This window comes from Actinoplanes sp. CA-015351 (assembly GCF_050955685.1).
GTDB lineage: Bacteria > Actinomycetota > Actinomycetes > Mycobacteriales > Micromonosporaceae > Actinoplanes.
Genome location: NZ_CP192102.1, coordinates 5,552,459 through 5,577,014, shown reverse-complemented (window position 1 = coordinate 5,577,014; position 24,556 = coordinate 5,552,459). Strand labels below are relative to the sequence as shown.

At 69.8% G+C, this 24,556-nt stretch carries 21 protein-coding genes and 2 pseudogenes; 14 read left to right on the top strand and 9 right to left on the bottom strand.

Annotation, left to right across the window (positions count from 1 at the left end; all coding sequences use genetic code 11):
• Window positions 1–46: 46 nt before the first annotated feature.
• Both ACQP2E_RS25520 and ACQP2E_RS25515 read left to right on the top strand, forming a co-directional pair.
• Complete coding sequence (locus ACQP2E_RS25520) at window positions 47–514, top strand: Lrp/AsnC family transcriptional regulator (RefSeq protein ID WP_433825464.1); 468 nt, start codon at window positions 47–49, stop codon at window positions 512–514.
• Window positions 515–576: 62 nt separating this feature from the next.
• Window positions 577–1,806, top strand: a complete 1,230-nt coding sequence (locus ACQP2E_RS25515) for an endonuclease/exonuclease/phosphatase family protein (RefSeq protein WP_433825463.1) — start codon at window positions 577–579, stop codon at window positions 1,804–1,806.
• A 148-nt stretch (window positions 1,807–1,954) separates the two neighbouring features.
• On the opposite strand, the gene ACQP2E_RS25510 is transcribed toward ACQP2E_RS25515, so the two are convergent.
• Genes ACQP2E_RS25510 through ACQP2E_RS25490 form a run of 5 tightly spaced genes read right to left on the bottom strand, consistent with a single transcriptional unit; the run spans window position 1,955 to window position 6,667 of the window.
• On the bottom strand, window positions 1,955–2,530 hold the full coding sequence (locus ACQP2E_RS25510) for a hypothetical protein (RefSeq protein WP_433825462.1): 576 nt from the start codon (window positions 2,528–2,530) through the stop codon (window positions 1,955–1,957).
• Window positions 2,527–3,357: a carbohydrate ABC transporter permease gene (locus tag ACQP2E_RS25505; protein ID WP_433825461.1), complete on the bottom strand. Its 831-nt coding sequence runs from the start codon at window positions 3,355–3,357 to the stop codon at window positions 2,527–2,529. The genes ACQP2E_RS25510 and ACQP2E_RS25505 overlap by 4 nt, the downstream gene beginning before the upstream one ends.
• The gene (locus ACQP2E_RS25500) at window positions 3,357–4,334 is read right to left on the bottom strand and encodes a carbohydrate ABC transporter permease (RefSeq protein WP_433825460.1); all 978 of its coding nucleotides are present in this window, start codon (window positions 4,332–4,334) and stop codon (window positions 3,357–3,359) included. Before ACQP2E_RS25500 ends, ACQP2E_RS25505 begins: the two co-directional genes overlap by 1 nt.
• 5 nt (window positions 4,335–4,339) lie before the next feature.
• A complete protein-coding gene (locus ACQP2E_RS25495) occupies window positions 4,340–5,632 on the bottom strand; it encodes an ABC transporter substrate-binding protein (RefSeq protein WP_433825459.1) in 1,293 nt (430 codons plus the stop codon).
• A gap of 9 nt (window positions 5,633–5,641) precedes the next feature.
• Window positions 5,642–6,667 (bottom strand): LacI family DNA-binding transcriptional regulator, encoded by a 1,026-nt coding sequence (locus tag ACQP2E_RS25490; RefSeq protein ID WP_433825458.1) that lies wholly within the window; start codon window positions 6,665–6,667, stop codon window positions 5,642–5,644.
• A gap of 256 nt (window positions 6,668–6,923) precedes the next feature.
• Here ACQP2E_RS25490 and ACQP2E_RS25485 point away from each other — a divergent pair, with 256 nt between their 5' ends.
• From ACQP2E_RS25485 to ACQP2E_RS25440, 10 genes and pseudogenes are all read left to right on the top strand, one after another.
• Window positions 6,924–8,255 (top strand): Gfo/Idh/MocA family protein, encoded by a 1,332-nt coding sequence (locus ACQP2E_RS25485; RefSeq protein ID WP_433825457.1) that lies wholly within the window; start codon window positions 6,924–6,926, stop codon window positions 8,253–8,255.
• Window positions 8,252–9,655 carry a glucuronate isomerase gene (gene uxaC, locus ACQP2E_RS25480; RefSeq protein WP_433825456.1) on the top strand — a complete coding sequence of 468 codons (1,404 nt, stop codon included), beginning with the start codon at window positions 8,252–8,254 and terminating at the stop codon, window positions 9,653–9,655. The genes ACQP2E_RS25485 and uxaC overlap by 4 nt, the downstream gene beginning before the upstream one ends.
• Entirely contained in the window at window positions 9,652–11,088 is a 1,437-nt protein-coding gene (locus ACQP2E_RS25475; RefSeq protein WP_433825455.1) for a mannitol dehydrogenase family protein, read from the top strand. Before uxaC ends, ACQP2E_RS25475 begins: the two co-directional genes overlap by 4 nt.
• Entirely contained in the window at window positions 11,085–12,188 is a 1,104-nt protein-coding gene (locus ACQP2E_RS25470; RefSeq protein WP_433825454.1) for a Gfo/Idh/MocA family protein, read from the top strand. The genes ACQP2E_RS25475 and ACQP2E_RS25470 overlap by 4 nt, the downstream gene beginning before the upstream one ends.
• 19 nt (window positions 12,189–12,207) lie before the next feature.
• Window positions 12,208–12,534 (top strand): cupin domain-containing protein, encoded by a 327-nt coding sequence (locus tag ACQP2E_RS25465; protein WP_433825453.1) that lies wholly within the window; start codon window positions 12,208–12,210, stop codon window positions 12,532–12,534.
• 8 nt (window positions 12,535–12,542) lie between these two features.
• Window positions 12,543–13,847, top strand: coding sequence for a pectate lyase family protein (locus ACQP2E_RS25460; protein ID WP_433825452.1), 1,305 nt, complete (start codon window positions 12,543–12,545; stop codon window positions 13,845–13,847).
• Between the two features lie 200 nt (window positions 13,848–14,047).
• Window positions 14,048–15,649 carry a serine/threonine-protein kinase gene (locus ACQP2E_RS25455; protein ID WP_433825451.1) on the top strand — a complete coding sequence of 534 codons (1,602 nt, stop codon included), beginning with the start codon at window positions 14,048–14,050 and terminating at the stop codon, window positions 15,647–15,649.
• 170 nt (window positions 15,650–15,819) lie between these two features.
• The gene (locus ACQP2E_RS25450) at window positions 15,820–17,013 is read left to right on the top strand and encodes a hypothetical protein (protein ID WP_433825450.1); all 1,194 of its coding nucleotides are present in this window, start codon (window positions 15,820–15,822) and stop codon (window positions 17,011–17,013) included.
• Window positions 17,014–17,077: 64 nt separating this feature from the next.
• Window positions 17,078–17,179 (top strand): annotated as a pseudogene (locus tag ACQP2E_RS25445) (hypothetical protein); the annotation flags it as partial.
• A gap of 51 nt (window positions 17,180–17,230) precedes the next feature.
• A pseudogene (locus tag ACQP2E_RS25440) lies at window positions 17,231–17,488 on the top strand (L-glutamate gamma-semialdehyde dehydrogenase); the annotation flags it as partial.
• On the opposite strand, the gene ACQP2E_RS25435 reads toward ACQP2E_RS25440, so the two are convergent.
• On the bottom strand, window positions 17,485–18,063 hold the full coding sequence (locus ACQP2E_RS25435) for a hypothetical protein (protein ID WP_433825449.1): 579 nt from the start codon (window positions 18,061–18,063) through the stop codon (window positions 17,485–17,487). The pseudogene ACQP2E_RS25440 and the gene ACQP2E_RS25435 overlap by 4 nt on opposite strands.
• A 177-nt stretch (window positions 18,064–18,240) precedes the next feature.
• Here ACQP2E_RS25435 and ACQP2E_RS25430 point away from each other — a divergent pair, with 177 nt between their 5' ends.
• Entirely contained in the window at window positions 18,241–20,259 is a 2,019-nt protein-coding gene (locus ACQP2E_RS25430; protein WP_433825448.1) for an MFS transporter, read from the top strand.
• Window positions 20,260–20,521: 262 nt separating this feature from the next.
• Here ACQP2E_RS25430 and ACQP2E_RS25425 read toward each other — a convergent pair whose 3' ends face one another.
• Window positions 20,522–21,556 (bottom strand): class I SAM-dependent methyltransferase, encoded by a 1,035-nt coding sequence (locus tag ACQP2E_RS25425; protein WP_433825447.1) that lies wholly within the window; start codon window positions 21,554–21,556, stop codon window positions 20,522–20,524.
• 47 nt (window positions 21,557–21,603) lie between these two features.
• Between ACQP2E_RS25425 and ACQP2E_RS25420 the strand changes: the two genes are divergently transcribed.
• The gene (locus ACQP2E_RS25420; RefSeq protein ID WP_433825446.1) at window positions 21,604–22,170 is read left to right on the top strand and encodes a helix-turn-helix domain-containing protein; all 567 of its coding nucleotides are present in this window, start codon (window positions 21,604–21,606) and stop codon (window positions 22,168–22,170) included.
• Window positions 22,171–22,496: 326 nt separating this feature from the next.
• On the opposite strand, the gene ACQP2E_RS25415 is transcribed toward ACQP2E_RS25420, so the two are convergent.
• The gene (locus ACQP2E_RS25415) at window positions 22,497–23,525 is read right to left on the bottom strand and encodes a LacI family DNA-binding transcriptional regulator (RefSeq protein ID WP_433825445.1); all 1,029 of its coding nucleotides are present in this window, start codon (window positions 23,523–23,525) and stop codon (window positions 22,497–22,499) included.
• Window positions 23,526–23,541: 16 nt separating this feature from the next.
• Complete coding sequence (gene gap / locus ACQP2E_RS25410; RefSeq protein ID WP_433825444.1) at window positions 23,542–24,537, bottom strand: type I glyceraldehyde-3-phosphate dehydrogenase; 996 nt, start codon at window positions 24,535–24,537, stop codon at window positions 23,542–23,544.
• Window positions 24,538–24,556: the final 19 nt, after the last annotated feature.

The following is a 24,556-nucleotide window of genomic DNA, read 5'->3' as shown; positions in this document are numbered from 1 at the left end:
TGTTCGTAACGAGCAGGATGCAGATTCTGCGCGCCGAGCCACGCCGGTGAGCGATCTTCCGAAGGATGTTCGAGGCCTCGACAACGTCGATCTGGAGCTTCTGAGCCTGCTGACAGCCGACGGCCGGATGCCGAACAACGCTCTCGCCGACCGGGTCGGCATCGCCCCGTCGACCTGCCTCACCCGGGTTCGCCGGCTGCGCGAGATCGGCGCGATCCGCGGCTTCCACGCCGACGTCGACCCGGCCTGGGTCGGCCGGCCCATCCAGGCGATGATCGCGGTCCGGATCCGCTCCGACGCCCGGGACGGGATCGGCAAGTTCGCCGAGTCGCTCGCCGGGATCCCGGCCGTCCGGGACGTCTACTTCGTCTCCGGCTCCTACGACTTCCTGCTGCACGTGGCCGCCGCCGACGTCGACGACCTCCGCACCGTCATCACCGAACGCCTGAGCAGCACCCGCCTGGTCGCCGGCACCGAGACCTACCTGATCTTCGAACACCGCCGGGGCGCATGAGGTTGCCCTGATGTTCGACCGTCCGGTATGGAGGGTTAACACTCCAGCGATCGGATGGTGCGATGAGAAGACTTCTGACGGCCGCGGTCATCGCCGCGACAGCGTTCGCGGCTACCCCGGCCCAGGCCGGCGGCCGGCACGACGATATCCGGTTCGCGACCTACAACCTCTCGCTGAACAGGCCCGCCGAGGGGCTGCTCCGCGAACACCTGGCGAATCCAGCCGTCGACGACGTCTACCGCCGGCAGGCGCGCAACGTGGCCGAGGTGATCCAGCGGGCCGCGCCCGACGTCGTGCTGATCAACGAGTTCGACTACGACCCCGAGGCGGCGCGCCTGTTCGCCGCGAACTTCCTCCAGGTGTCGCAGAACGGCGCGCCGGCCATCACCTACAAATACCGATATGTCGCCCCGTCGAACACCGGCATCCCGTCGGGCTTCGACCTGAACAACAACGGCGTCGCCGACACCACGCCCGGCGACGGATCGTACGGCGACGACTCGTTCGGATACGGCGTCTTCCCCGGCCAGTACGGGATGGTCGTGTATTCGAAGTACCCGATCTCGACGCGCGACGTCCGGACCTTCCAGCTGTTCAAGTGGAAGGACATGCCGGGCAACCTGATCCCGGCGGACTTCTACTCGCCGGAGGAGCAGGCGGTTCTGCGGCTCTCCTCGAAGAGCCACTGGGACGTGCCGATCCGGGCGAACGGCAGGACCGTGCACTTCCTGGTCTCGCACCCGACGCCGCCGACGTTCGACGGCCCGGAGGACCGTAACGGCCGGCGCAACCACGACGAGATCCGCTTCTGGGCGGACTACGTGCGTAGTGCCCGGTACATCTACGACGACAAGGGCCACCGTGGCGGCCTCAAGCCGGGCGCGGCCTTCGTGATCGCCGGTGACCAGAACGCGGATCCCTTCGACGGTGACTCCTACGACGACGCGATCCACCAGCTCGTCGACCACCCGCTGATCAACTCCCGGCGCGCGCCGTCGTCAGCCGGCGCGGCTGAGGCGTCGGTGCTGCAGGGCGGCGCGAACACCACGCACGAGGGCGACCCCGGTAACGACACGGCCGACTTCGCGGACACCGCCCCGGGCAACCTGCGCGCCGACTACGTCCTCCCGCGCCGCGGCCTCAAGGTCACCGGAACCGGCGTCTTCTGGCCGGTCCAGGCGGACCCGCTGTCCCGCCTGACCGGCGTCTACAGCCCGGCGTGGTCAGCGGTGGGCGGCTACCCCACCTCCGACCACCGCCTGACCTGGACCGACATCTCCCTGCGCCGCTAGATCCGCGGGCTGGGCGAGCCGTGGCTCACGGAGGTCATCCGTGCCGATGACCTCTCTGGGCTACGGCTCGCTGGGGTGAGGGAGAGGGTGGGGATGAGGGGGGCCGCCGCGCGGGGCCGGGATGGAACGGTCTCGCGCGGCGGCCGGCTCAGGTCAGGCGATCGCTGATCATGTGGGCGGCGAAGAGCTGGAAGCCGATGATCAGGGGGATCGTCGCCGGGACCGAGAGAGCCAGGAACAGGGCTATTGCGGCGGTCACCGCGATGGCGCCGGTTGCGCGGGGGTGCGTCCAGGACCGGCTGGCTGCGGTACGCCATGACTGGTTTGGATCACGGCCCAGGAATGCCAGGGATAGGCCTGCCATGCCGCCCAGCCATGCTGTTGCCACTGCGGTGGCGGCGAGGAGGAGGGGGCCGCCGGGTACCCAGCCTCGGGATACCGCGGTCAGGTCCAGCAGCAGGAACAGGGCCATGAGCAGGACCGGGAGGCCTCGGAGCAGGCTCTCGCGGAACTGCCGCAGCAACGGGCGGATCGGGGGCAGGGTGTTCTGGCGGTAGCGGTGATGGACGGCTGCGGAACCTGCCGCCAGCGCTGCCGGCGCCGGGAGGACCGGCAGCGCGAAGACGGTGGTGATGATTCCGATCAGTGCAATGTCGGTGCCGAGGGTGAAACGATCACGCCAGTCCGGGCGTGCCGGCGCCTGTTCTTCCTCGGCGGTTCTCATCCCTTGAGGCCTGTCGTGTTGATGCCCTCGACGAGCATCCGCTGGAAGGCCACGAAGAACAGGAAGACCGGGGCCAGGGAGAGCACGGACATCGCGAACATCGGGCCGACGGCGGACTGGCCGGTGGAGTCGATGAAGAGGGTCAGCGCTACCGGGGCGGTGTATTTCTCCAGGTCGGAGAGGTACACGAGCTGCCGGAAGAAGTCGTTCCAGGTCCAGATGAACGAGAAGATCGCGGTGGAGACCAGCGCCGGGCGGGACAGCGGCAGGATCACGTGCCGGAAGACGCCGTACGCCGTGCAGCCGTCGATCTTGGCGGCGTCGTCGAGTTCCCTGGGTACGCCTCGCATGAACTGGACCATGAGGAAGACGAAGAACGCCTCGGTGGCGAGCAGTTGCGGGACGATCAGCGGTGCGTACGGCCAGTCGCCGCCGACCCAGCCGAACGTCTTGAACATGACGAACTGCGGGACGATCAGGACGTGGCCGGGCAGCAGCAGCGTGCCGATCATGATGGCGAACCAGAAGCCGCGCAGCCGGAACCGCAGGCGGGCGAACGCGTACGCGGCGAGCAGGCACGAGATGCAGTTCGCGACCACGGTGAGTCCCGCGACCATGGCGCTGTTCAGGAAGAACCGGCCGAACGCCACGTCGAAGTGGTTCCACCCGTCGGTGAAGTTGCCCGGGGTGAACTCCCGCGGCCACGCCGACATGTTGTTCAGCACCTCCTGCGGCGACTTGAACGCGCTGCCGAGCATCCAGACGAGCGGGTAGAGCACGATCGCGGTGAGCAGGACGAGAACGAAGGGCCGTGCTTTGAGGGTCATCAGTCCTCCCCGTCCGAGTAGTGCACCCAGAATTTGCCGGTGCGGAAGATGAGCGCGGTTACCAGGCCGATCGAGAGCAGGAAGACCCAGGCCATCGCTGACGCGTAGCCCATCTGGTACTCGGTGAAGCCCTTGTTGTAGAGGTGCAGCGTGTACATCAGCGTCGAGTCGACCGGGCCGCCGGTGCCGCCGGAGAGAACGAACGCCGAGGTGAAGCCCTGGAACCCGTTGATCGTTTCGAGGACCAGGTTGAAGAAGATGACCGGCGACAGGATCGGCAGGGTGACGTTGAAGAACTGCCGCACCGGACCGGCGCCGTCCACCGACGCCGCCTCGTAGAGTTCGGTCGGCACCTGCTTCAGGCCGGCCAGGAAGATCACCATCGGGGCGCCGAACTGCCAGACGGCCAGCAGGATCAGCGTGCCGAGCGCGTAGTCCGGGTCGTTGACCCAGGCCTTGCCGGTGATCCCGAACCAGCCGAGGAACGAGTTGAACGCGCCGTCCTGGTTGAACATGCTGACCCAGACGATGGCGACCGCGACGCTGCCGCCGAGCAGCGACGGCAGGTAGAACAGGCCCCGGAACAGGCCGCCGGCGCGGAACGTGCGGTTCAGCAGCAGGGCAACGCCTAGTGCCGCGGCCAGCTTGAGCGGGGTTGCCACCAGGGCGAACGTGATGGTTACGCGTACCGCGTGCCAGAACGAGGGGTCCTCGGTCATCATCTGGCGGTAGTTGTCCAGCCCGACCCACTCGGTCGACGACCAGTCGCTGAGCACGTCGTAGTTGGTGAAGCTGAGGTAGAGCGACATGAGCATCGGGATCGCTGTGATGGCGGCGAAGCCGAGCAGCCACGGGGAGAGGAAGACGTATCCGGCCGCGCCGTCGGTCTTGCGCCGGGCGGGCCGGCCCCGCCGCAGGGTGGCGGCGGGACCGGCGGGCGGCGGCGCTGGCGACGGCGGCGCCTGGGTTACTGCCACGGGACTCACCGGCTGACTGCCGCCTGGCTGGCGGCGAAGAACTGCTCGGCGGCCTTGGCGGGGGTGGCACGACCGTACTGGGCCTCCTCGGCCGCCTTGATCAGCTCGTTGCGGACCGTGCTGTGGCCTCGCGGCGGCACGGACGGCGACGGGCCGTAGTTCTTGGCCAGCTCGTCGATGGTCGCGATGGTCTGCTTCATCGACGCGTTGTCGGTGGAGGCGGCGACCGCGGCGCGGATCTCGGTGTTCGACGGCAGGCCCCGGTCGGTGCCGAGCAGCTTGCCGGCCTCCGGGTCGTTCGCCAGGAAGTTGATCACGTCGACCGCGACATCGGAGTGCTCGCTGCCCCGGAAGACCGAGAAGTACATCGAGGCGCGCGGCCACTGCTTGCTGGCATCACCCGGGTACGCGACCAGACCGAGCTCGTCCTGGGTGTTCTTCTGCAGTTCGGGCATCTGGTTGGCCCACACCCACGAGGTGAGCGCCTTGTTGGTCACCACGAGCTGTTTGGTGATGTCGGTGGCGTTGCCCTCGTGGATCACGTCGGCGGTCGGGGTGGCCTTCGCGTCGCGGGCGCCCTTCCACAGCTCGAACCACGCCTGCACGTCGGCCTGGGTGAAGCCGAGCTGGTTGCCGTTGTACATCTCCTTGCCCTGCTGGCGCAGCCACACCCAGAACGCCTTGTAGTCGGCGCTCGGGTCCATCGTGCCGGCAAGCTTGGTGGCGGCGCCCGCCTTGCCGGCCCAGGCGATGAAGTCCTCCCAGCTCATCCCGGTCTCCGGTAGTGGCTGCTTGGCAGCCTCCAATTTGGACTTGTTGAAGACCAGGCCCTGGGTGTTCTCGCCGAACGCGACACCCGCGAGCTTGCCGTCGACGACGCCGTACTTCCACAGGCCCTCGGGGAACTTCGAGGTGTCCAGCTTGCCGGACGTCTGGTACGAGGTGAGGTCGAGCGTGACGTTGCGGGTCGCGTACTCGGCGAGGAAGTTGTCGTCGATCTGGAAGATGTCCGGGGCGTCGTCGCCGGCCGTGAGCGTGGCCAGCTTGTCGAAGTAACCCTGGTTGGCCTGCCACGTCTTCTTGAACGTGACGTCCGGGTGCTTGGCGGTGTAGAGAGCGAGCGCCTTCTCGGTGAGTTCGGCCCGGGCCTCGCCTCCCCACCAGAAGAAGCTCAGCTCGGTCTTGCCGTCGTCGCCCGAGTCGTCGCCGCCGCAGGCGCCGAGGACCAGGGGAAGGGCGAGCATGCCGGCTACCAGGGTGCGCAGGAGAACACGTCGGGGCGGGTGTGTCGCGGTCATGGCTTGTCGTCACTCCTTGACGTATGCGGCGACCTCAGCGGTGGTCGCACCGGCAGGCAGGAAGGGTCCCGGGCCGGTGGAGTTGCGGATGATCAGGTCGGTGTGCAGATTGATCTGTCCGGTGGAGCCGTCGTCGCCCTGCTGGAGCAGCATGTCGACGGCGGCCCGTCCGGCGGCCGCGGTCGGGTTCGCCACCGTGGTGAGCTGGGGACGGACCAGTTCGCTTGCCGCGATGTCGTCGATGCCGACGACGCTGACCTGACCGGGCACCGCGATGTCACGGTCCTGCAGTGCCTGGAGCAGGCCGATCGCCATCAGGTCGTTGTAGGCGAGCACGGCGGTGGCGCCGGTGGCGAGCACGGCCTCGGCGGCCGCGGCGCCGGCTGCGGTGACCGGCTGGTGCGGGCCGAGGACGGTGAGCTCCGCGCCGGCCGCCCGGGCGGTGGCCCCGGCCGCTTGGCGGATTTTCTGGTTGGTCCAGGAGCCACGCGGCCCGGACAGGTAGACCAGGTGGCGATGCCCCAGGTCGAGCAGGTGGCGCACGGCGGACCGGGCGCCCTGACCGACATCCATGACCACCGCGGGCAAGCCGGTGATCATGCGGTTGATGACGACCAGCGGCACCTCGCGCCGGAGCTGCTCGATCTGGTCGTCGCTCATCCGGGGGCTGCAGAGCAGGATCCCGTCGACCTGTTTCGCCAGGGCCTGGACCAGGTCGGCCTCGACGATCGGGTCTTCATCGGTGTCGGCGACGAACACGTGGTAGTCGCGCCGCCGGGCATGTGTCTCGGCCGCCTTGATCAGCGGCGGGAAGAACGGGTTGGCTATATCGGCCACGATCAGGCCGATGTTGTGGGTACGTCCGGTGATCAGCGCCCGGGCCGCCCGGTTGGGGCGGTAACCGAGCTGCTCCGCGGTGGCCAGCACCCGGGAGCGGGTCTCGGGGTTGACCAGATGCGGCGCGGAGAAGGTGCGCGACACCGTGGAGATGTGCACTCCGGACGCTCGTGCTACGTCCCGGATCGTCACGGCCACGATGCCCTCCTCGGTTTTCCCTGTGAGAGCCCGGCGTCGATGTGACCCCGGTCTCTCAGTGACAGCAATTGATGCAAACGGTTGCGGACGTGTCAACCCCTGTCGATGTCGATCTTGTTTCCGCAGCGTTAGAGAAACGCCATAAAAGCGGACGATTTTTCCAAGACATTGACTTATGTCGTGGTCTCTTCCCTAATCTGTTGCAAACGTTTGCCGCTCCTCTTGGGTTCGACTTCGCTTCGACGGAGGCCACGGAATGACGCACGCACCCCGCCGCCGGTACGCCCTCGTCGGCGCCGGCGCCCGGGCCGGACTCTTCGTCAGGGCACTCACCACCGACCACGCGGACGTGGCCGAGCTGGTTGCCCTGGCCGACACCAATCCGGCCCGGATCGCGGTCCACAACGCCCGTCTGCGGGGCCTCGGCGCTTCACCGGTGCCGGCCTACGACGCGGCCGATTTCGCCGAGATGCTCAAGCGGGAGCGGGTTGATGTCGCCCTGGTCACGACGGTGGACCGATATCACGACGACTACATCGTGGCGGCGCTGGAAGCCGGGTGTGACGCGATCACCGAGAAGCCGATGACGGTGGATGCGGCCGGGTGCCGGCGGATTCTTGACGCGCGGGCCCGATCCGGCAGAACGGTCAGAGTCACGTTCAACTATCGCTACAACCCCTTGCACGAGGCCGTCAAACGGATCCTCGCGAGCGGTGAGATCGGCGAGATCGGCTCGGTGCACTTCGAGTGGCTGCTGGACGTACGCCACGGCGCCGACTACTTCCGGCGCTGGCACCGCGACAAGGCGAACTCCGGCGGCCTGCTCGTGCACAAGGCCAGCCACCACTTCGACCTGGTCAACTGGTGGCTCGACGACGCGCCGTCGGAGGTGTTCGCGGCCGGGAGGTTGTTCTTCTACGGCGACGCGGGCCGCAAGCACGGGTATGCGCGTGACTACGAGCGGGCTCATGAGGCGCCGGGCGCGGCCGGTGATCCGTTCGCTCTCTCGCTGAAGGACGAGCCCGCGCTCAAGGAGCTCTACCTCGACGCCGAACACCACGACGGATACCTCCGTGACCAGAACGTCTTCGCACCGGGCGTATCCATCGAGGACGATATGGCGGTGCTGGTCCGATACTCCGGTGGCGCGTCGATGAGCTACCACCTGACGGCGTACGCGCCGTGGGAGGGGTACCGGCTCATGGTCAACGGCAGCAAGGGGCGCCTCGAGCTCGAGGTGGTGGAGAGTGATCACGTCGCGCCTTCGGCGGCCGGCGCGGTCAAAGGCGAGCCGGGTGCGGCCGCCACGGCGGAGCGGGGATCAGCGCGTCTGCTGGTCCGTCCGTACTGGGCGCCGCCGCGGGAGGTGACCGTCGAGGGGTACTCCCGGGGCGGTCACGGCGGTGCCGACGTACGGATGCTTGCTGACCTTCTCGCCCCGGAGGGTGCGAAGGATCCGCTCGGCCGGGGCGCCACCGAGAAGGACGGCGCCCGCGCCCTGCTCACCGGACTCGCCGCCAACGAGTCGCTGCGGACCGGCACAGCGGTACGCGTGAAGGACGTCCTGGATCTTGAGGAGATCAGGTGACCCATCTCTTTCCCTCCGACCCGACGCAGCGACAGATCGCCGGTGAGCTGTACGCACTCGCCAAAGATCTGCCCTTGATCAGCCCGCACGGCCATGTCGACCCGGCCCTGCTCGCCGACGACACCCCGTTTCCTGATCCGGCCCGGTTGTTCGTGGTGCCCGATCACTATGTGACCCGGATGCTCGCCAGCCAGGGGATCCCGCAGAGCCGGCTCGGGGTTCCGAGTGTCGACGGTTCCGAGGTGGAGACCGACGGTCGGGCGATCTGGCGGTTGCTGGCGGAGAACTGGAAGTTGTTCCGGGGGACGCCGTCCCGACTGTGGACGGAGAAAGTCTTCGCCGAAGTTTTCGGGATTTATCAGCCCTTCAGCGCTGCGACCGCTGACAGCATTTATGACGAAATTTCGGATAAGCTGACTCAGGCTGACTTCCGTCCCCGGGCACTGTTCACCCGGTTCAACATCGAGGTCCTCGCCACCACCGAAAGCCCGCTCGACGAACTCACCTCACACGCCAAACTCGCCGCCGACGGCTGGGGAACCCGGGTCATCACCACGTTCCGCCCCGACGACCTCGTCGACCCGGAATGGGCCGGCTGGCAGAACCGGGTCGCCGCCCTCGGCGAACTGACCGGAACCGACGTGGGCACCTACTCCGGATTCCTCGCCGCCCTGCGTTCCCGCCGGGAACGCTTCATCGCCGCCGGCGCCACCAGCTCCGACCACGGCCACCCCACCGCCGCCACGGTGGTGCTCGACGACGGTGAGGCAGCGGTCCTGTACCGCAAGGCCCTCGGTGGCGGCGCCGACGCCCGGGACGCCGAGACCTTCCGCGCGCACATGCTCGTCGAGTTCGCCCGGATGTCCCTGGACGACGGCCTGGTCATGCAGCTGCATCCGGGTTCGGTGCGCAACCACTCGCTGTCCCTGCACCGCCGGCACGGCCGGGACGTGGGCGGCGACATCCCGTCGGCCACCGAGTACGTGCGCGGTCTGCGGCCACTGCTCGACGCGTACGGTGACGACCCCCGGCTGCGGATCGTGCTCTACACGCTCGACGAGACCACGTTCACCCGGGAGCTCGCGCCGCTCGCCGGTGGATACCCGGCGCTCTATCTCGGCGCGCCCTGGTGGTTCCTGGACAGCCCCGAGGGTCTGCGCCGGTTCCGCGAGGCGGTCACCGAGACGGCCGGTTTCTACAACACGGCCGGGTTCGCCGACGACACCCGCGCGTTCTGCTCGATCCCGGCGCGGCACGACGTGGCCCGCCGGATCGACGCCGGATTCCTGGCACGCCTCGTGGCGGAGGGCCGGTTGCCGCTGGACGAGGCGGCCGAGACGATCGCGGATCTGGCCTATCACCTGCCCAAGAAGGTTTTCCGCCTGGACGAGCCGGCATGACGGTGACCACCCGGCTCGGCCTCTCCGCCCTCGGCACCCTGCCGATCGCGAACCGCCCTTCGGTACGCCCCGGCGAGGTCCGCCCCGGCATCGTCCATCTCGGACTCGGCGCGTTCCATCGGGCACACCAGGCCGTCTACACCGAGGCGGCGGTCGCCGCGTCCGGCGGGAACTGGGGGATCGTCGGCGTCGCGCCCCGGTCCCGGGAGATCCTCGACCTGCTGCGGGAGCAGGACCGGCTCTACAGCGTGCTCACCGCGGGCGGCCCGGCCGACGAGGCGCGGGCGATCGGCATCCTCGCCGGGCTCGGCCACGCCGCCGGCGATCCGTACGGCGTCGTCTCGGCGATTGCCGACCCCGGCATCCGGATCGTGTCGCTGACCGTGACCGAGAAGGCGTACCGGATCCTCGACGACGACCACTTCCGGGCACAGCTCACCGGGGACGCGCCGCCGGTCTCGGTGCCCGCCCTGCTGGCCCGGGGACTGCTCGCCCGCCGGGCCGCCGGCGCCGGTCCGCTCACCGTGCTCTGCTGCGACAACCTGCAGAACAACGGCCCCCGCATCCGGGACATGGTCACCCGGGCGCTCGCGGTGGCCGGCGCCGAGTTGCCGGACGACGTCGCGTTCCCGGCCACCATGGTCGACCGGATCGTGCCCGCGACCAGCGCCGATCATCGCCGGCGTGCGGCGCTCGCGCTCGGCGCCGACGACGCCGTCCCGGTCGTCGCGGAACCCTTCACCCAGTGGGTCATCGAGGATCGATTCCCTGGTGGGCGGCCCGACTGGGCGGCGGCTGGAGCGATACTCACCGATGACGTCACACCGTGGGAGACGCTGAAACTGCGTGCTCTCAACGCCGTGCACTCGGCTCTCGCGTACCTCGGAGCGCTCGCCGGTCTCCCCCTGATCGCCGACTCCCTGGAGTTGCCGGGCATGATCGGGCTGTTGCGGCGCTTCCTCGCTGACGAGGTCGCGCTCACCGTCACCCCGCCGCCCGGCGTGACCGTTTCCGATTACGGCGAGACCGTCCTGGTCCGCTTCGCCAACCGCGAACTCGGGCATCGCAACCTCCAGGTCGCCATGGACGGCACCCAGAAGCTGCCGCACCGCCTGCTCGGCACCATCACCGACCTACGCGATCTTGGTGCCCACTCACCCTGGGCGGCGCTGTTCCTGGCCGCGTGGATGCGCTTCGCGCGTGGGTACGCCGACAGCGGCGCGACCTTGCCACTGGACGACCCGCTGGCCGGCCGGATCCGGGAGGTGCTGGCCGCCGCACCGGACACCCCGGACGGCGTGGTGGGTGCACTTCTGGGGTTGTTCCCTCCGTCGCTCGCCGGCGACGACGTGCTGCGGCGTGCGCTGATCCGCTGGTACACGTCGCTGGACCGGCACGGCGCTGCGGCGACCGTCCGGGAGGCCGGCGAGTGAGCCTTCCCCGGGTCGCGCTGATCGGCGCTGGTGGGCACGGCCTTTCCCACCAACGGGTTCTGCATACGCTGTCTCTTGCCGGACGGGTTTCGGTGGCTGCGCTCTGCGATCGGCGGCCGATCGTGCCGGACCTGTTGCCCGGCGTTCCGTTCTTCACCGACCACCAGGCGCTGCTCGCCGAGGTGCGCCCGGACGTGGTGATCATCTGTACGCCGCCGCACACCCACCTGCCGATCGCCCTGTCCTGTCTGGAAGCCCGCGCCGACCTGCTGCTGGAGAAACCGCCGGTGATGTCGTCGGCCGAGCACCGGCGGCTGGCGGCGGCGGTCGCCGAGAGCGGGCGGTTCCTGCAGATCGGGTTCCAGGCGCTCGGATCGGCGGCGCTGCGCGCCTTGGCCGCCACCGGACCGGACGGCCCGATCGGGGTCTTCGGCGCCTGGTGGCGGCCGGACGCCTATTACTCCCGGGCGCCGTGGGCCGGCCGGCGATCCGTCGGCGGCCGGCAGGTGTTCGACGGCGCGCTGGTCAACCCGTTCGCCCACGCGCTGATGCAGGCGCTCGTCCTGGCCGGCCCCGGATTCCGGCCGGCGACCGCTGAGGTGGCTCGGTACCGGACCCGGGACATCGAGACCGACGACACCACGTTCCTGCGGGTCACCGGGGTGGACGGGCGGCGGATCACGGCGGGCGTCACGCTCGCCTCGCCGGTCTTCCTGGCCGGGGAGATCCAGGTCGGCGGGGCGGCTCTGGAGTATCCGACGGACCGGTTGCGCCTGCCCGGCGAGCAGGAGTTCCGCGAGGTGCCGGGCCGGGCCGGGCTCCTGGAGAACCTGATCGACCACCGTGCCGACCCGGCGGTGCCGTTGCTGGTGCCGCTGGAACGTACCGAAGCCTTCACTGTCGTCGCCGAGGCGATCGTCGGGTCCGCGCCGCCGGTGGAGATCGCGTCGCGGTGGCTGGCGCCGCATCCGGACGGCGGTGGGTGCGTGCTGCCCGGGATCGACGAGGTGGTCCGGGAGGTCGCCGAGACCGGTGAACTGCCGTCGGCGTCGTCGGTTCCCTGGGCTTCTCCGCCTTCTTTCGTCTCACTCATTCAATAGGAGGGGTTCGATGCGCAAAATGGCTGTCCCCGAGCTCGCGGATCACCATCGCGGGCCACAGTTCACCAGTGTTCTCCCCGGTCATGTCGTGCAGCGCGGCGGATTCCGGGTTTACGCCCAGCCAGGTTTCCGTACCCATGACGAGCCGGGGCGGCACGTCCATTCCGTCCCGGAGGTGTTCGTCATCATTCAGGGCAGCGGGAGCATCGAGATCGAGGGCGACGAGGTGGACAAATTCCAGGCCGGTGAGGCTGTCGTCTTCGAACCGGGGGAGGACCATCACCTGATCAGCCGGGGTTCGGAACCGCTGGTCTTCGTGTGGATGCACCTGGAACCGGTCGAGTAGGCCTCGCGATGCGCTCCCTCATTTCGGTTCTTTCGGCGGTCGTTGTCCTCGCTGCCGCCGGTGCCGTCCCCGCCGCCGCTGCTGTTCCGCCTGCTGCCCGTCAGGTTCTGCCCGCGAACGACGGATGGGCCGCTGCCACCAGCGGGACCACCGGCGGCGCGGCAGCCGACGACGCGCACGTCTTCGTCGTCCGCACCCGGGCCGAGCTGGTGGCCGCCCTGGCCGGCGGCACCGATCCCACCCCGCGCATCGTGCTGATCGCCGGGACCATCCGCGCCGGCACCGATGACGCGGGCACTGCGCTGACCTGCGACGACTACGCCGATCCGGCGTACGATCTCAATTCCTATCTGGCGGCTTACGACCCGGCTGTCTGGGGCACGGCCACCCGGCCGAGCGGCCCCCTGGAGGAAGCCCGGGTGCGTTCCGCCCGCAACCAGGCCGCCCGGATCCAACTGCGGGTCGGCGCCAACACCACCGTTCTCGGACTGCCGAACGCCCGTCTCGTCGGGGCGAACCTGCTGATCCAGAACGTCGACAACGTCATCGTCCGCAATCTGCGCCTCGAAGACGCCGCCGACTGTTTCCCGCTGTGGGACCCGACCGACGGCGCGGCCGGAAACTGGAACTCGGCGTACGACCTGGTGACGCTGACCGGCGCCACGCACGTCTGGGTCGACCACAACACCCTGAGCGACGGCAACAACGCCGACGCGGCGCAGCCGCGCTATTTCGGACATCCGTATCAGGTGCACGACGGCGCCCTGGACATCATCCGGGCATCGGATCATGTGACGGTTTCCTGGAACGTTTTCCAGGAACACGACAAGACCATGCTGATCGGCTCGACGAACACGGTCGGCGCGGATGTCGGCAAGCTGCGCGTGACGATCCACCACAACACGTTCGCGAACGTCGGCCAGCGAGTGCCGCGGGTGCGTTTTGGACAGGTGGACGTCTACAACAACTATTACTATCTGACCGACGAGGACGACTATTCGTATTCGTGGGGCGTGGGGGTGTACTCCGCCATCCACGCGGAGAACAACTTCCTGCTGCGCAGCGCCGACATCGCCCTGGACGAGTTCGTCTACGACTGGGGCGGCACGGCGATGACCGAGATCGGCACGCTGACCCGCGTGGGAACCGGCCCGATCCGCCCGGTGAACCTGCTGGCCGAGTACAACGCCACCCACGAGCCCGACCTGGGCACCGATGCGGGCTGGACCCCGGCACTGCGAGCCGGTCCACCCACTCCGGCCGATCGAGTCCCGGCCGTCGTCACGTCGTGGGCGGGGGCGGGCCGGATCTGACCGCCGATGGGCCGGATCGGTCGGGGAGTACGGGGCTCTCCGGCCGATCCCACCATTTGGTGATCGTGAGAATTGTTCGTAACCATTTATGATCTTCGTTTACCGAATTGTTCCGGCAAAACGGGTCCACGGAGTGGAAAGTGCTGTGTACGGTGCAACCGGCCCACTGGAGAAACTCTGAGTGATAGGTGCCGGATCCCGTGACCCCGAGTCCCCTTCGCCCCGACGATCCGCGGCGGATCGGCACCTATCAGCTGCTCGCCCGTCTCGGTGAAGGCGGTATGGGATCGGTCTTTCTCGGTCAGAGCCCGTCCGGCCGGCGGGTCGCCGTGAAAATCGTCCGGCCGGAGCTCTCCGCCGACCCGGAGTTCCGGGCGCGCTTCCGTGGCGAGGTGCGGCGGGCCCGCCAGGTGCCGCCTTTCTGCACCGCCGAGGTGCTCGACGCGGACGCCGACCACGAACGTCCCTATCTGGTCGTCGAACTCGTCGAGGGGCCGAGCCTGTCCGAGATCGTCCAGGAACGCGGGCCGCTGTCCGGCGGCGCGCTGCACAGCGTCGCGATCGGGGTGGCCACGGCGCTCGTGGCCATCCACGACGCGGGTGTGGTGCACCGCGATCTCAAGCCGTCGAACGTGATGTTCGAGCTGGGCAGTCCGAAGGTGATCGACTTCGGGATAGCCAAAGGGCTCGGCACCACGGACCACCACACCGGGCCCGGGCAGGTGTTCGGGACGATCGCGTACATGGGACCGGAGCGCTTCGATCCGGCGGCCGGCCCGTCGGCCGGCCCCGCGACCGACATCTTCGCGTGGGGCGCGGTCATCACGTTCGCCGCCACCGGGCACACGCCGTACGCTCCGGACGCGATGGTGGCGGCCGCCGCCGGTGTGCCGCTGCCGGACCCTGATCTGGACGGGCTGCCCGAGCCGCTCCGGCAACTCGTCGAGCGGGCACTTCACGCCGACCCGGCTGCCCGGCCCACCGCGCACGAGATGCTCGAGCGGCTGTTGCGGGCCGGCGCTGCCGGTCACTCGCAGGTCCGGGCCGGTCTGCGGCGGCCCGAGCTCCGGCGGGCCGCGGCGGCGGTCCGGCACACCGCACGGATGATGCTGCCGCGGCACGCCGCCGAGCGGACCCCGCCGGTGCATCTCCTGGACCGGCGCCCACGGTCCGGGCGGCAGGTCCGGACCGGCGTTCTGGCCGCGCTCGCCGGCATCGGGTGCGGAGCCGGGCTGGCCGCCGTCGTCCTGGCCGAGAGTCCCGCGCCGCCGCCGTCCGCCTCGGGCACCGTCATCTCGGATCTCCAGGACCGGTCCTCCGAGGCGGCGAGCCGTGGCGGGGCACGCGGGCGCTGTGCGCTGGACGGCCCGTTCGAGGTGGGACCGGATTCCCCGGCGGCTTTCGCCTGCCCCGGCGTCCGCAGCCCGGGTGGCCGCACCGTGACAGCCCGATTCTCGTTGGCCGGCCCGGGCGCCTGCGCGGCGATCTGGGTGTACGCGGTGGGCGACACGGGCTATCGGCTGACCCTCTGCGCGGATCGGGTGGAGTTCGCCGAGGAACAGGCCGGCCGCGAACGGACGCTGGCGTTCCAGGCGGTCGAGCCGGCCGGTGCCGGTGACGGGTGGCGCGCGGTCGGGTTGCGGGCCGCCGGACCGGAGATCCGCGTCGAACTCGACGGCGAACCAGTGCTCGGCGGTGTGCGGGTGACGCCGCGGACCGGTGGCGCGGTGGTTCTCGGCATGGCGCCGGCGACCTCCGGCGCCGGCGTGACCTTCGCTGACGTGGTGGTTGCGCCGGCCTGACCGCCAGGTGACCCGAAACCGCTGTTCAGAGGCTTTCGAGGTGATCGTTAACGGTCAGGTTTCTTAATAGGACGACCCTTCGAACCTTAAGTTTCTCTTTATTTCGATCCCTCGTGGGAGCGTTCCCGTATGGACCGATCGAGTAGGCGGTGCAACAGGAAGGCACAGAGATGAAGCGCTACCGGAGCAACGGCGGATCGAATGTCCGGCGCTGGCGAGTGGCCGGCGTGGCGGGTGTCGCGGTGGCGATGGTCGGAGTCGGACTGGGTGTTGCCGCTGCGGCCGACACCGCGGTGCCGACCGTGAACTGCGCGTCCGTGGCGGACAAGCTGCCGGCCGTCCCGGCTTCGGCCAAGGCGGAGATCGAGCGGAACCTGGCGCTGCTGAACACCCAGATCCAGGAGGCGAACGCCCGGATCGTCAGTACGCAGGGTCAGGGTGGAGCGAACTTCATCCAGAACGCGATCCTCGGCCCGCTGAAGGACAAGCGTTTCGCCACCATCAACCGGATGGAGACGGCGATCGGGCGTACCGCGGCCAAGCCTGACCTGAACGCGGAGGCCCTCGCGCCCTGTTCGCTGAACGCGGGCGGCGGCGGCAACGCGGCGCCCGAGCCCACCGTGGTGCCGAGCGCGGCCGCCGGTGGCAACAACGCCGGCGGCAACACCGGCAACGGCGCCGCGGCTGGTGTCGCGACCGTGAACTGCCCGGCCGTGACCATCAACGTCGCGGTGCCGGCGCAGGCCAAGGCCGAGGTCGAGCGGAACCTGGAGCTGCTGAACACGCAGATCAAGGAGGCGAACGCCCGGATCGTGAGCACGCAGGGTCAGGGTGGGGCGAACTTCGTCCAGAACGCGATTCTCGGCCCGCTGGAGGACAAACGGTTCGCGACGATCAACCGGATCGAGACGGCGATCGGCCGCAACGCCCCGAAGCCGGACCTGAACGCCGAGGGCCTCTCGCCGTGCGGCCTGAACCAGAACGGCGCGGCCGGCACGGCGCAGCCGACCGCTGTCGCCACCGCGAACCCGACCGCCGGAGCCGGCAACGGGAACGCCGGCAACGGCGCCGTCCCGACCGTGAACTGCCCGGCCGTGAGCATCGGCGTGGCCGTTCCGGCGCAGGCGGCGGCCGAGGTGGCCCGCAACCTGGAGCTGCTGAACACGCAGATCAAGGAGGCGAACGCCCGGATCGTGAGCACGCAGGGTCAGGGTGGGGCGAACTTCATCCAGAACGCGATCCTCGGCCCGCTGGAGGACAAGCGGTTCGCGACGATCAACCGGATCGAGACGGCGATCGGCCGCAACGCCGCCAAGCCGAACCTCAACGCGGAGGGCCTCGCCCCCTGCTCGCTGAACGCGTGAACTAGCAGCTGACGAAGGGCCCGGTCACCACGGTGACCGGGCCCTTCGCGTGGGGGAGGGCCACATGCACTCAAGCCATCCCCCGGTCGACGGGGTCCAGTTCGCTGCGGACAAGGCGTACCAGGAGCTGCGTGACGCGATCCTGGACGGCGACATCACCCCGAACCGGCGGCTCGTCGAAGAGGAACTGGCCGCATCCCTGGAAGTGAGCCGCACCCCGGGGGCGATCTTCGCGCAGGACCGGGGCGTCCTCGAGGATCTGGGTCGCCGGCTGCGGTTCACGGCGGGCAACCTGTACTTCAACGACAAGCCCACCGGCGCCGTCGTCGGACAGCAGCCGTCCGGCGGTGGCCGGGCCTCCGGCACCAACGACAAGGCCGGGTCCTGGCACAACCTCATCCGGTGGACGTCGCCGCGGACGATCAAGGAGACGTTCGTGCCGGCGGTCGGGCACGCGTACCCGCACATGGGTTAATCGTCGGCTCGCAGGAGGCCCGCCAGACCGGGCCGGGCCTCCTGGCGGGCCATCCGCACGTCGTGCTCGACGATCCGGGTCTCCTCGGCGAGGACCTCGGCCGCCACCTCCGCGACGTGCGCCTCGTGCCGCACCTGGGCCGTCTCGGCGAGCGCGCGGTCGTACTCCTCGCGCGCCGCGTCCACGTTCCTGGGCTCCCATTCGGGAGCACCCGACTGTTCCCAGATGGTGTTGAGTTGCGTCACGCTCAGATCACCCCTTCGGTACGCGTCCAGAGCCGCCTTCTGGACGAGACGGCTCGCCTCGTCCTCCGGCTCCGCGCGGGTCTCCCACTGTGACGCCAGGTACCGCTGCTGGGCCTCTTCACTGGCCTGTTCCGCGGTCTCCGCCCGGTCCCTCGCCTGGTCGGCGGCGACCACCGCGCGTTCGGCCGCCGCGCGTACCGCGTCCGCGTCGGCGAGCAGTTCGTCCACTGCGAACGGTGCGGGCCGGGCCGGCTGACGGCCCTTTGCGATCACCCATCCGCCGAACAGCGCGGCGGAGACGACCACGGCCGCCACGAGCATCCAACCCATCCGATAAGTCCTCCTCCGTACCCAATGTTGTCGATCTTCGACCGTAAGGTGATCATCCGGAGCTCGCCACTCGGCAGCGGAATCGCGCGCGGCCTGCCCGGTCCGGTAGCGTTCGCCGGCGCGTGTAACACCGGCGTGGTAGAAAGCCCGGCGAGTTGATGGAAAGGGGTTACCGGCGTGAGGCAGCTCAACGACCTGGTCGCGGATTTCTGGCGCGATTACGCCGCCCTGGTATTGCTCGGCGGGGGCCTGATCGGCGTCTTCGCGCTCATCGGCCTGTTCGTCTGGGCCAAGAAGTCGCAGAAGCCGCTGCGGCCGGTCGCCCTGGCGTTCAGCATGAACCTCGCCCTGCTGCTCAACGCGGAGGGCATGTGGGTCATCGCGGTCGACCAGCTCAAACTGCCGAAGATCTTCGCGGTGCTGGTCTTCGCCGTCTTCGAGATCTGCTTCCTGACCGCGACCTCGCTCGCCGCCGAGCAGTACCGGCGGACCACGACGTACGGTCCGGACGGCAAGATCCTCACGCCCGGTCACCCCGGACCGATGCTCTACATCGCCGCTCTGATCGCCGCGATCTCCGGCATCATCGTGGCCAGCAACGCCGTCACGGGCACCGAGAAACTCCTGCGTCTCGCCGTACCCTGTGTGATCTTCCTGATGTGGTGGGCGGCGCTGACCGCCGCCGGTCAGCGCGTGCGCCGCGGCCGCTTCGCCTACAGCCCGCGCCGGATGGCCGAGCGCTGGGGCTGGCTGATCCCCGACGACGACCCCGATCTGGTACGCATGGCCGCCGAGCGGCAGGTCCGCCGGATGGTCGTGAACTACCACCGGGTGAGCGGCAATCGCTGGCCGCAGTCCTGGTGGAAGTCCCGGTTGCTGAAGGACGCCCGGACTGCCGGTGAGCCGGTGGTGGCCGATGTGGTCCAGCAGCTGGCGCGGATCCAGCGGGTCATGGACCTGCTGCTGCCCGGTGGGCTCCAGGTGGCGGCCCCGCAGCCGGCCGGCGCGGCCACCGAGCTGCTGGCTGTCCCGGCGTCCTCGTCTTCGTCCTCGTCGTCTTCGTCTTCTTCTTCGTCGCCGGCGCCGGTCGCGGCGGCGGTTGTCACGGCGGCGCCGCAGGTGCGGTTCATGCAGCCGGTTGTCGAGGACGAGCCGGCGGTCGCCGGCCCGCCGGCCGCTGCTGAGCCGATGGCCGGTTCCGGCGCTGTGGCCGGCGCACCTGCTGCCGAGCATCGGAACGGATCGGTGGGCATTCCCGTGCCGGCGCCTCGCCGGTCGGCGGAGGACTTGCCGGGTGTCACCGCTGCCGTCCCGGCCGTGCTCGTCCCGGTGCCTGCCGCGCCCGTGCCTGCCGTGCCTGCCGTGCCTGCCGTGCCGGGGCCGACTGCTCCTGTTATCGCGTCGGCCTCGGTGCCGGCTGTTGCGCTGCCCGCCGCGCCCGTTTCGCCGGCTCCGGCGATCCCCGCGTGGGCGTCGATCGGAACCGGGGCACGTCCGGCCGTCAGCATCGTCGGCTCGCCGTGGTGGCGGCTCGCCGTCGACCGGCTCAGTAAGGCTGTCGCCCAGGAGATCAGCCCCGAGGATCTCCCGGACATGACGTACACCCGGATCGGCGAACTCGCCCGCAACCTCGCCTCCCGCAACTCGGAACTCGGCGAAGGCGTGGTGCGGGCATTCGTCAACGACTACGTGCGCGAACTCAACGGGGAGTACGGCGAGGTCGCGTACCCATGGCGTGATTTTCTCCCGGAACCCGCGACCGCGACGCCCGGCTCAGCCCCCTGGCTGGCCGCGCTCGAAGAGCTGCACGCCGCCCTGGAGGAGGAGCTCAGCCAGGGCGAACTGCCGGCCGACCCCTACGACCTGGCCGAACTTCTCGCGCCGAGCGCGCCTCGGCTCGACGAGGACACGATCCGCGGGTTCATCGGGGATTACCTGCTGGCGCTGGGTGGGCAGCCGGGTTCGGGTGGCTCCCAGCCGTGGCAGCATTTGATGCCGCGCCCGCAGAGCGCCCGGTCGGCGTCCGACGAGGAGATCCTCGAGGTGTACGGCGGTCAGCTGGAGGAGTACCTGGCGATCAACGGCCGGATCACCCGGAACCGGGTCCAGTCGATCACCGGCATCAAGAGCCGCCTCCAGGCCGACCGCATCAAGGCCACCCTGGAGGAACGAGCCGGAGTCCCCATCGGCGGCTGACCGCTGCTGGTGCCGCTCGCCGCCTCTCGCCTCCGCTGCTGCTCGCCGCTCGCCGACCGCCGGCTGCTGCTCGCTGCTGCCGCCGGTGCTGCTCGCTGCCGCCGGTGCTGCCGCTGCCCGCCTGCTGCCGCCCGACCGCCGTCCCCGCCGCCGGTTTTCCGCGATCTTGAGTGATTTTCTACCCTCGGGGGTGGAGGATCGCTCAAGATCTGCGTGGGCTGCGTGGGCTGCGTGGGCTGCGCGGGCTGCGGGCGGCGGTCGTTCAGCGGGTGATCCAGACGTCTCTGGTGCTGGTCAGGGAGACGATTTTCTGGGTGGCGAGGGCTCCGGGGACGAGCAGCTCGTCCAGCGCGGCCAGGTCGGCGGGGGAGATGAGGTCGCCGAGGGCCGTTCGGTACCGGCTCAGCACCGTGGTGGCGTACCGCAGGGCGTTGTCCGGGAGTGGCGCCGGGACCTCGACCGTCAGGCGTTGTTCTTTCAGCACGGTGAAGCCGGCCGTGGTCAGGCGCTCGGTCCAGTTCCCGCCGCCGTGCGGGAGGTGCTCGGCGCGGGCCTTCGCGGCGGCGGCCTGGCAGCGTTCCTCCAGGCCGTTCGCGAAGCCGGCCGGCAGGAACGTGGGCATCGCGTCCATCTCGACCATCACGAACAGGCCGCCCGGGCGCAGGGTGGCGCGGATGTCGCGCAGGACGCGGTCCGGTTCGGCCATGTGGTGCATCGAGGATGCCGCCCAGATCAGGTCGACCTGGTCGATGCTCGGCCAGCCGGCGTCGAGGTCGGCCCGGAGCGGCCGGATCCGGTCGGCCATACCGTGGCGGCGGGCGCTCTCCGCCAGGTGCTCCAGCATCTCGTCGGAGGTGTCGACTGTGGTGGATACGGCCTCGGGGAAGCGGCTGAGCAGGGCGAACGTTCCGGTTCCGGTGCCGCTGCCGATGTCCAGGATCGTGCGGACCGGGTGATCGCCGGCGAGGTCGGCGATCTGGGCGGTCAGGGCTTCGACCTGGGTACGGGCGACCTCGGCATCCAGGTCGAGCAGGTGCGGCAGCGTCAGATCGGCCTCGCCGCCGTGGCCGTGATGCTCGTGTCCGTGCTGGCTGCTTCCGTGTCCGTGTCCGTGTCCGTGTCCGTCTCCGTGGCTGTGTCCCGGACCGGGGTCCACCGTGTGTCCGTGTTGTTGTTCGGAGCCGGGCTCGGCGGCGGAGTGAGCGGTGGCGGCGGAGTGGGCGGTGGCCGCGGTGGCCGCGGAGTGGGCGGAGGCGGAGTGGGCGGGGGCGGCGGTGGGGCGGTGGTCGTGTGGCATGAGGCAACCCTACGAGGTACTTGCCCCAAGCGCATACAATCTTGCGTATGACGCAAGACGCTGAGATCGACGCGCTGGTTCGGGCGCGGATTCGTGGGCTCCGGCTGGCGAAGGGGCTGTCGCTCGACGAGCTGGCCGCGCGCTGTTATCTGAGCCCGTCGACGCTGAGCCGGATCGAGACCGGGCACCGGCGGATCGGCCTCGACCAGCTGACCGCGATCGCCCGGGCGCTCGGGGCCAGCCTCGACTCGCTTGTCGAGACGGCCGGTGACGAGGTGGTGATCAAGCCGCATCACCACCCGGAGCGGGGGATCACCACGTGGGTGCTCAACCACGAACCCGGCCGTCAGGGCATGACGGTCGCCCGGATGCGAATCACCCAGCCGCCCGATCGCGGGCCGGACGCGCTACGGGTGCACCCGGGCCGGGACTGGTTCACGGTGCTGTCCGGCACGATCGAGCTGGTGCTCGGCGAGCGGACGATTCTGATCGAGGCAGGTCAGGCGGCGGCGTTCTCGACGATGGTTCCGCATGCGATCGGCTCACACGGCGGCCCGGCCGAGGTGATAGCGATCCTCGACCACGACGGCGAACGCGTTCACCTCGACACCTGACGCCCGCTCCCGCCACCTGACGCCCGCTCCCGCCACCTGACGCCCGCTCCCGCCACCTGACGCCCGCTCCCGCCACCTGACGCCCGGTCGCCGCCGCCATCAGGGAGCCGACCAGCGAATCTTGAGCGATTGTCGACCGCCGGCGGTGAAAAATCGCTCAAGATCCGGAGGTGTCACCGCCCCTGCGCTGGCGTTGCGTGGGCTCACCGCCCCTGTACTGGTGTTTGTGCGCGCTCATTGGCCGTGCGCTGGCGTTTGGGTGCGCTCACCGCCCCTGTGCTGGCGATTGCGCGCGCTCGCCGCCGCTCGCCGCCGGTCGCCGCCGCTCACGGGGAGCGCTCCGGTGACGGGGGTGCGCAGCTGGAGCGCCAGGTGATGGTGGCCTCGGCCGGCTCGCTGCGCGGGAGTGGGTCGTTGCCCAGGGCGAGGGCCATGGCGCGCTCGCCCATCTCGACCAGCGGCAGGCGCACGGTGGTCAGCGGCGGGGTGACGTCACGGGCGATCGGCATGTCGTCGAAACCGGTCACCGAGATGTCGTCGGGCACCCGGACGCCGCGGTCACGCAGGGTGGCGAGGGCGCCGACTGCCATCGAGTCGTTCAGGGTGATCAGGGCGGTCAGGGTGGGGTCGGTGTCCAGCAGGGCGGCCGCCGCCGTCATGCCGCCGTCGCGGGTGAAGTCCGCGTGCACGACCCGCTCCGGGGGGAGGGCGACGCGCAGGTCGGTGAAGGCCCGGCGGAAACCTGTCAGGCGGTCGGTGGTGGTGGTGAGGGTGCGGGGGCCGGCGATCACGCCGACCCGCCGGTGACCGAGGCCGAGGATGCGCAGGCCGAGGGCGTGCGCGCCGGCCTCGTTCGCCGGCAGGACCGCGGAGCCGACCAGCCGGTGGCGGCCGATCACCGCGACCCGGCCGCCGGCATGTTGGTACGCGGACAGCTCGGCGTTCAGACGGTCGGTGAAGTCGTCGTCGTGGTAACCGGAGCCGGCCAGGATCAGCGCGTGCACCTGCTGGGCCCGGAGCAGGGCCACGTACGCCAGCTCGCGCTCCGGATCCCGGTAGCTGTTGCAGATCACCAGCAGCCGGTCGTGGTCCCAGGCCTGGCGCTGGAGACCGCGGGTGATCTCGGCGAAGTACGGGTCGGAGACGTCGTGGACGATCACGCCGACGGCGGACTGGCGCGGGCGGGCCACGTTCTGGGCGTGCGCGTTCGGCACGTAGTGCAGGTGCGCGACAGCGGCCAGGACCCGCTCCCGGAGGTCGTCGTTCACCCGTTTCGCGCTGTCGTTGATCACGCGGGAGACGGTCGCGGGGGAGACCCCGGCAAGCCGGGCCACATCTGCCAGGGTGACCGCCATCGCGACAGTCTAGAGACTAACTCCGGCCGAGAAGGCGCAGCGTGTCGGCGACCCGGTTGGCGAAGCCCCATTCGTTGTCGTACCAGGCCACGGCCTTGACGAGACGGCCCTGCGCGGCGGTCAGCAGCGAGTCGACGATGGCGGACGCCGGATTGCCGGTGATGTCGCTGGAGACCAGTGGGTCCGAGGAGAACTCCAGGACACCACGCAGCGGTCCGGCCGCCGCCGCCTCGAACGCGCTGTTTATCTCTTCGGCCGTGACCGGGCGTTCGACCAGGGCGTTCAGCTCGACCAGGGAGCCGACCGGGACGGGTACGCGTACCGAATAGCCGGTGAGACGGCCTTGCAGCCGCGGCAGGACCGCGCCGATCGCGGTGGCCGCGCCGGTGGTGGTCGGCGCGATGTTGAGCCCGGCGGCGCGCGCACGCCGCAGATCCCGGTGCGGGCCGTCCTGCAGGTTCTGCTCCTGTGTGTACGCGTGAATCGTGGTCATCGATCCGGCCTCGATACCGGCGAGATCGTCGAGGACGGCCGCGATCGGGGCGAGAGCGTTCGTCGTGCAGCTGGCGTTCGACACGACGTCGTGAACGGCCGGGTCGTAGTCGCCGTGGTTCAGCCCGTACGCGATGGTGATGCCGGCGCCTTTCGACGGGGCGCTGACCAGCACCTTGCGAGCTCCGGCGGCGAGATGGGCGCGAGCGTCGGCGGCAGCGGTGAACCGGCCTGTCGACTCGACGGCGATGTCGACGCCGATGTCCTTCCACGGCAGCCGGGACGGGTCGCGTTCGCGGGAGACCTCGATGCGCCGGCCGTCGACGATCAGGTGGTCGTCGTGTGCCTCGACCGGGCGGCCGAGCCGGCCCAGGGTGCTGTCGTAACGCAGCAGGTGGGCCAGGGTGGCCGGGTCGGCGAGGTCGTTGACGGCGACGATCCGCAGAGTGGGGTCGTCGAGGGTGGCGCGCAGCAGGCTGCGGCCGATGCGGCCGAAGCCGTTGATGGCGATACGTGTCATGCCTTCAGCTTTCTTCACG

Bases quoted from the DNA above. Each gene is read 5' to 3' on its own strand.
- gap (WP_433825444.1), bottom strand. From the start codon at position 24,537: ATGACACGTATCGCCATCAACGGCTTCGGCCGCATCGGCCGCAGCCTG.
- ACQP2E_RS25420 (WP_433825446.1), top strand. From the start codon at position 21,604: ATGACGCAAGACGCTGAGATCGACGCGCTGGTTCGGGCGCGGATTCGT.
- ACQP2E_RS25435 (WP_433825449.1), bottom strand. From the start codon at position 18,063: ATGGGTTGGATGCTCGTGGCGGCCGTGGTCGTCTCCGCCGCGCTGTTC.
- ACQP2E_RS25460 (WP_433825452.1), top strand. From the start codon at position 12,543: ATGCGCTCCCTCATTTCGGTTCTTTCGGCGGTCGTTGTCCTCGCTGCC.
- ACQP2E_RS25415 (WP_433825445.1), bottom strand. From the start codon at position 23,525: ATGGCGGTCACCCTGGCAGATGTGGCCCGGCTTGCCGGGGTCTCCCCC.
- ACQP2E_RS25475 (WP_433825455.1), top strand. From the start codon at position 9,652: ATGACGGTGACCACCCGGCTCGGCCTCTCCGCCCTCGGCACCCTGCCG.
- ACQP2E_RS25510 (WP_433825462.1), bottom strand. From the start codon at position 2,530: ATGAGAACCGCCGAGGAAGAACAGGCGCCGGCACGCCCGGACTGGCGT.
- ACQP2E_RS25485 (WP_433825457.1), top strand. From the start codon at position 6,924: ATGACGCACGCACCCCGCCGCCGGTACGCCCTCGTCGGCGCCGGCGCC.
- ACQP2E_RS25450 (WP_433825450.1), top strand. From the start codon at position 15,820: ATGAAGCGCTACCGGAGCAACGGCGGATCGAATGTCCGGCGCTGGCGA.
- ACQP2E_RS25495 (WP_433825459.1), bottom strand. From the start codon at position 5,632: ATGACCGCGACACACCCGCCCCGACGTGTTCTCCTGCGCACCCTGGTA.
- ACQP2E_RS25515 (WP_433825463.1), top strand. From the start codon at position 577: ATGAGAAGACTTCTGACGGCCGCGGTCATCGCCGCGACAGCGTTCGCG.
- ACQP2E_RS25425 (WP_433825447.1), bottom strand. From the start codon at position 21,556: ATGCCACACGACCACCGCCCCACCGCCGCCCCCGCCCACTCCGCCTCC.
- ACQP2E_RS25505 (WP_433825461.1), bottom strand. From the start codon at position 3,357: ATGACCCTCAAAGCACGGCCCTTCGTTCTCGTCCTGCTCACCGCGATC.
- ACQP2E_RS25465 (WP_433825453.1), top strand. From the start codon at position 12,208: ATGGCTGTCCCCGAGCTCGCGGATCACCATCGCGGGCCACAGTTCACC.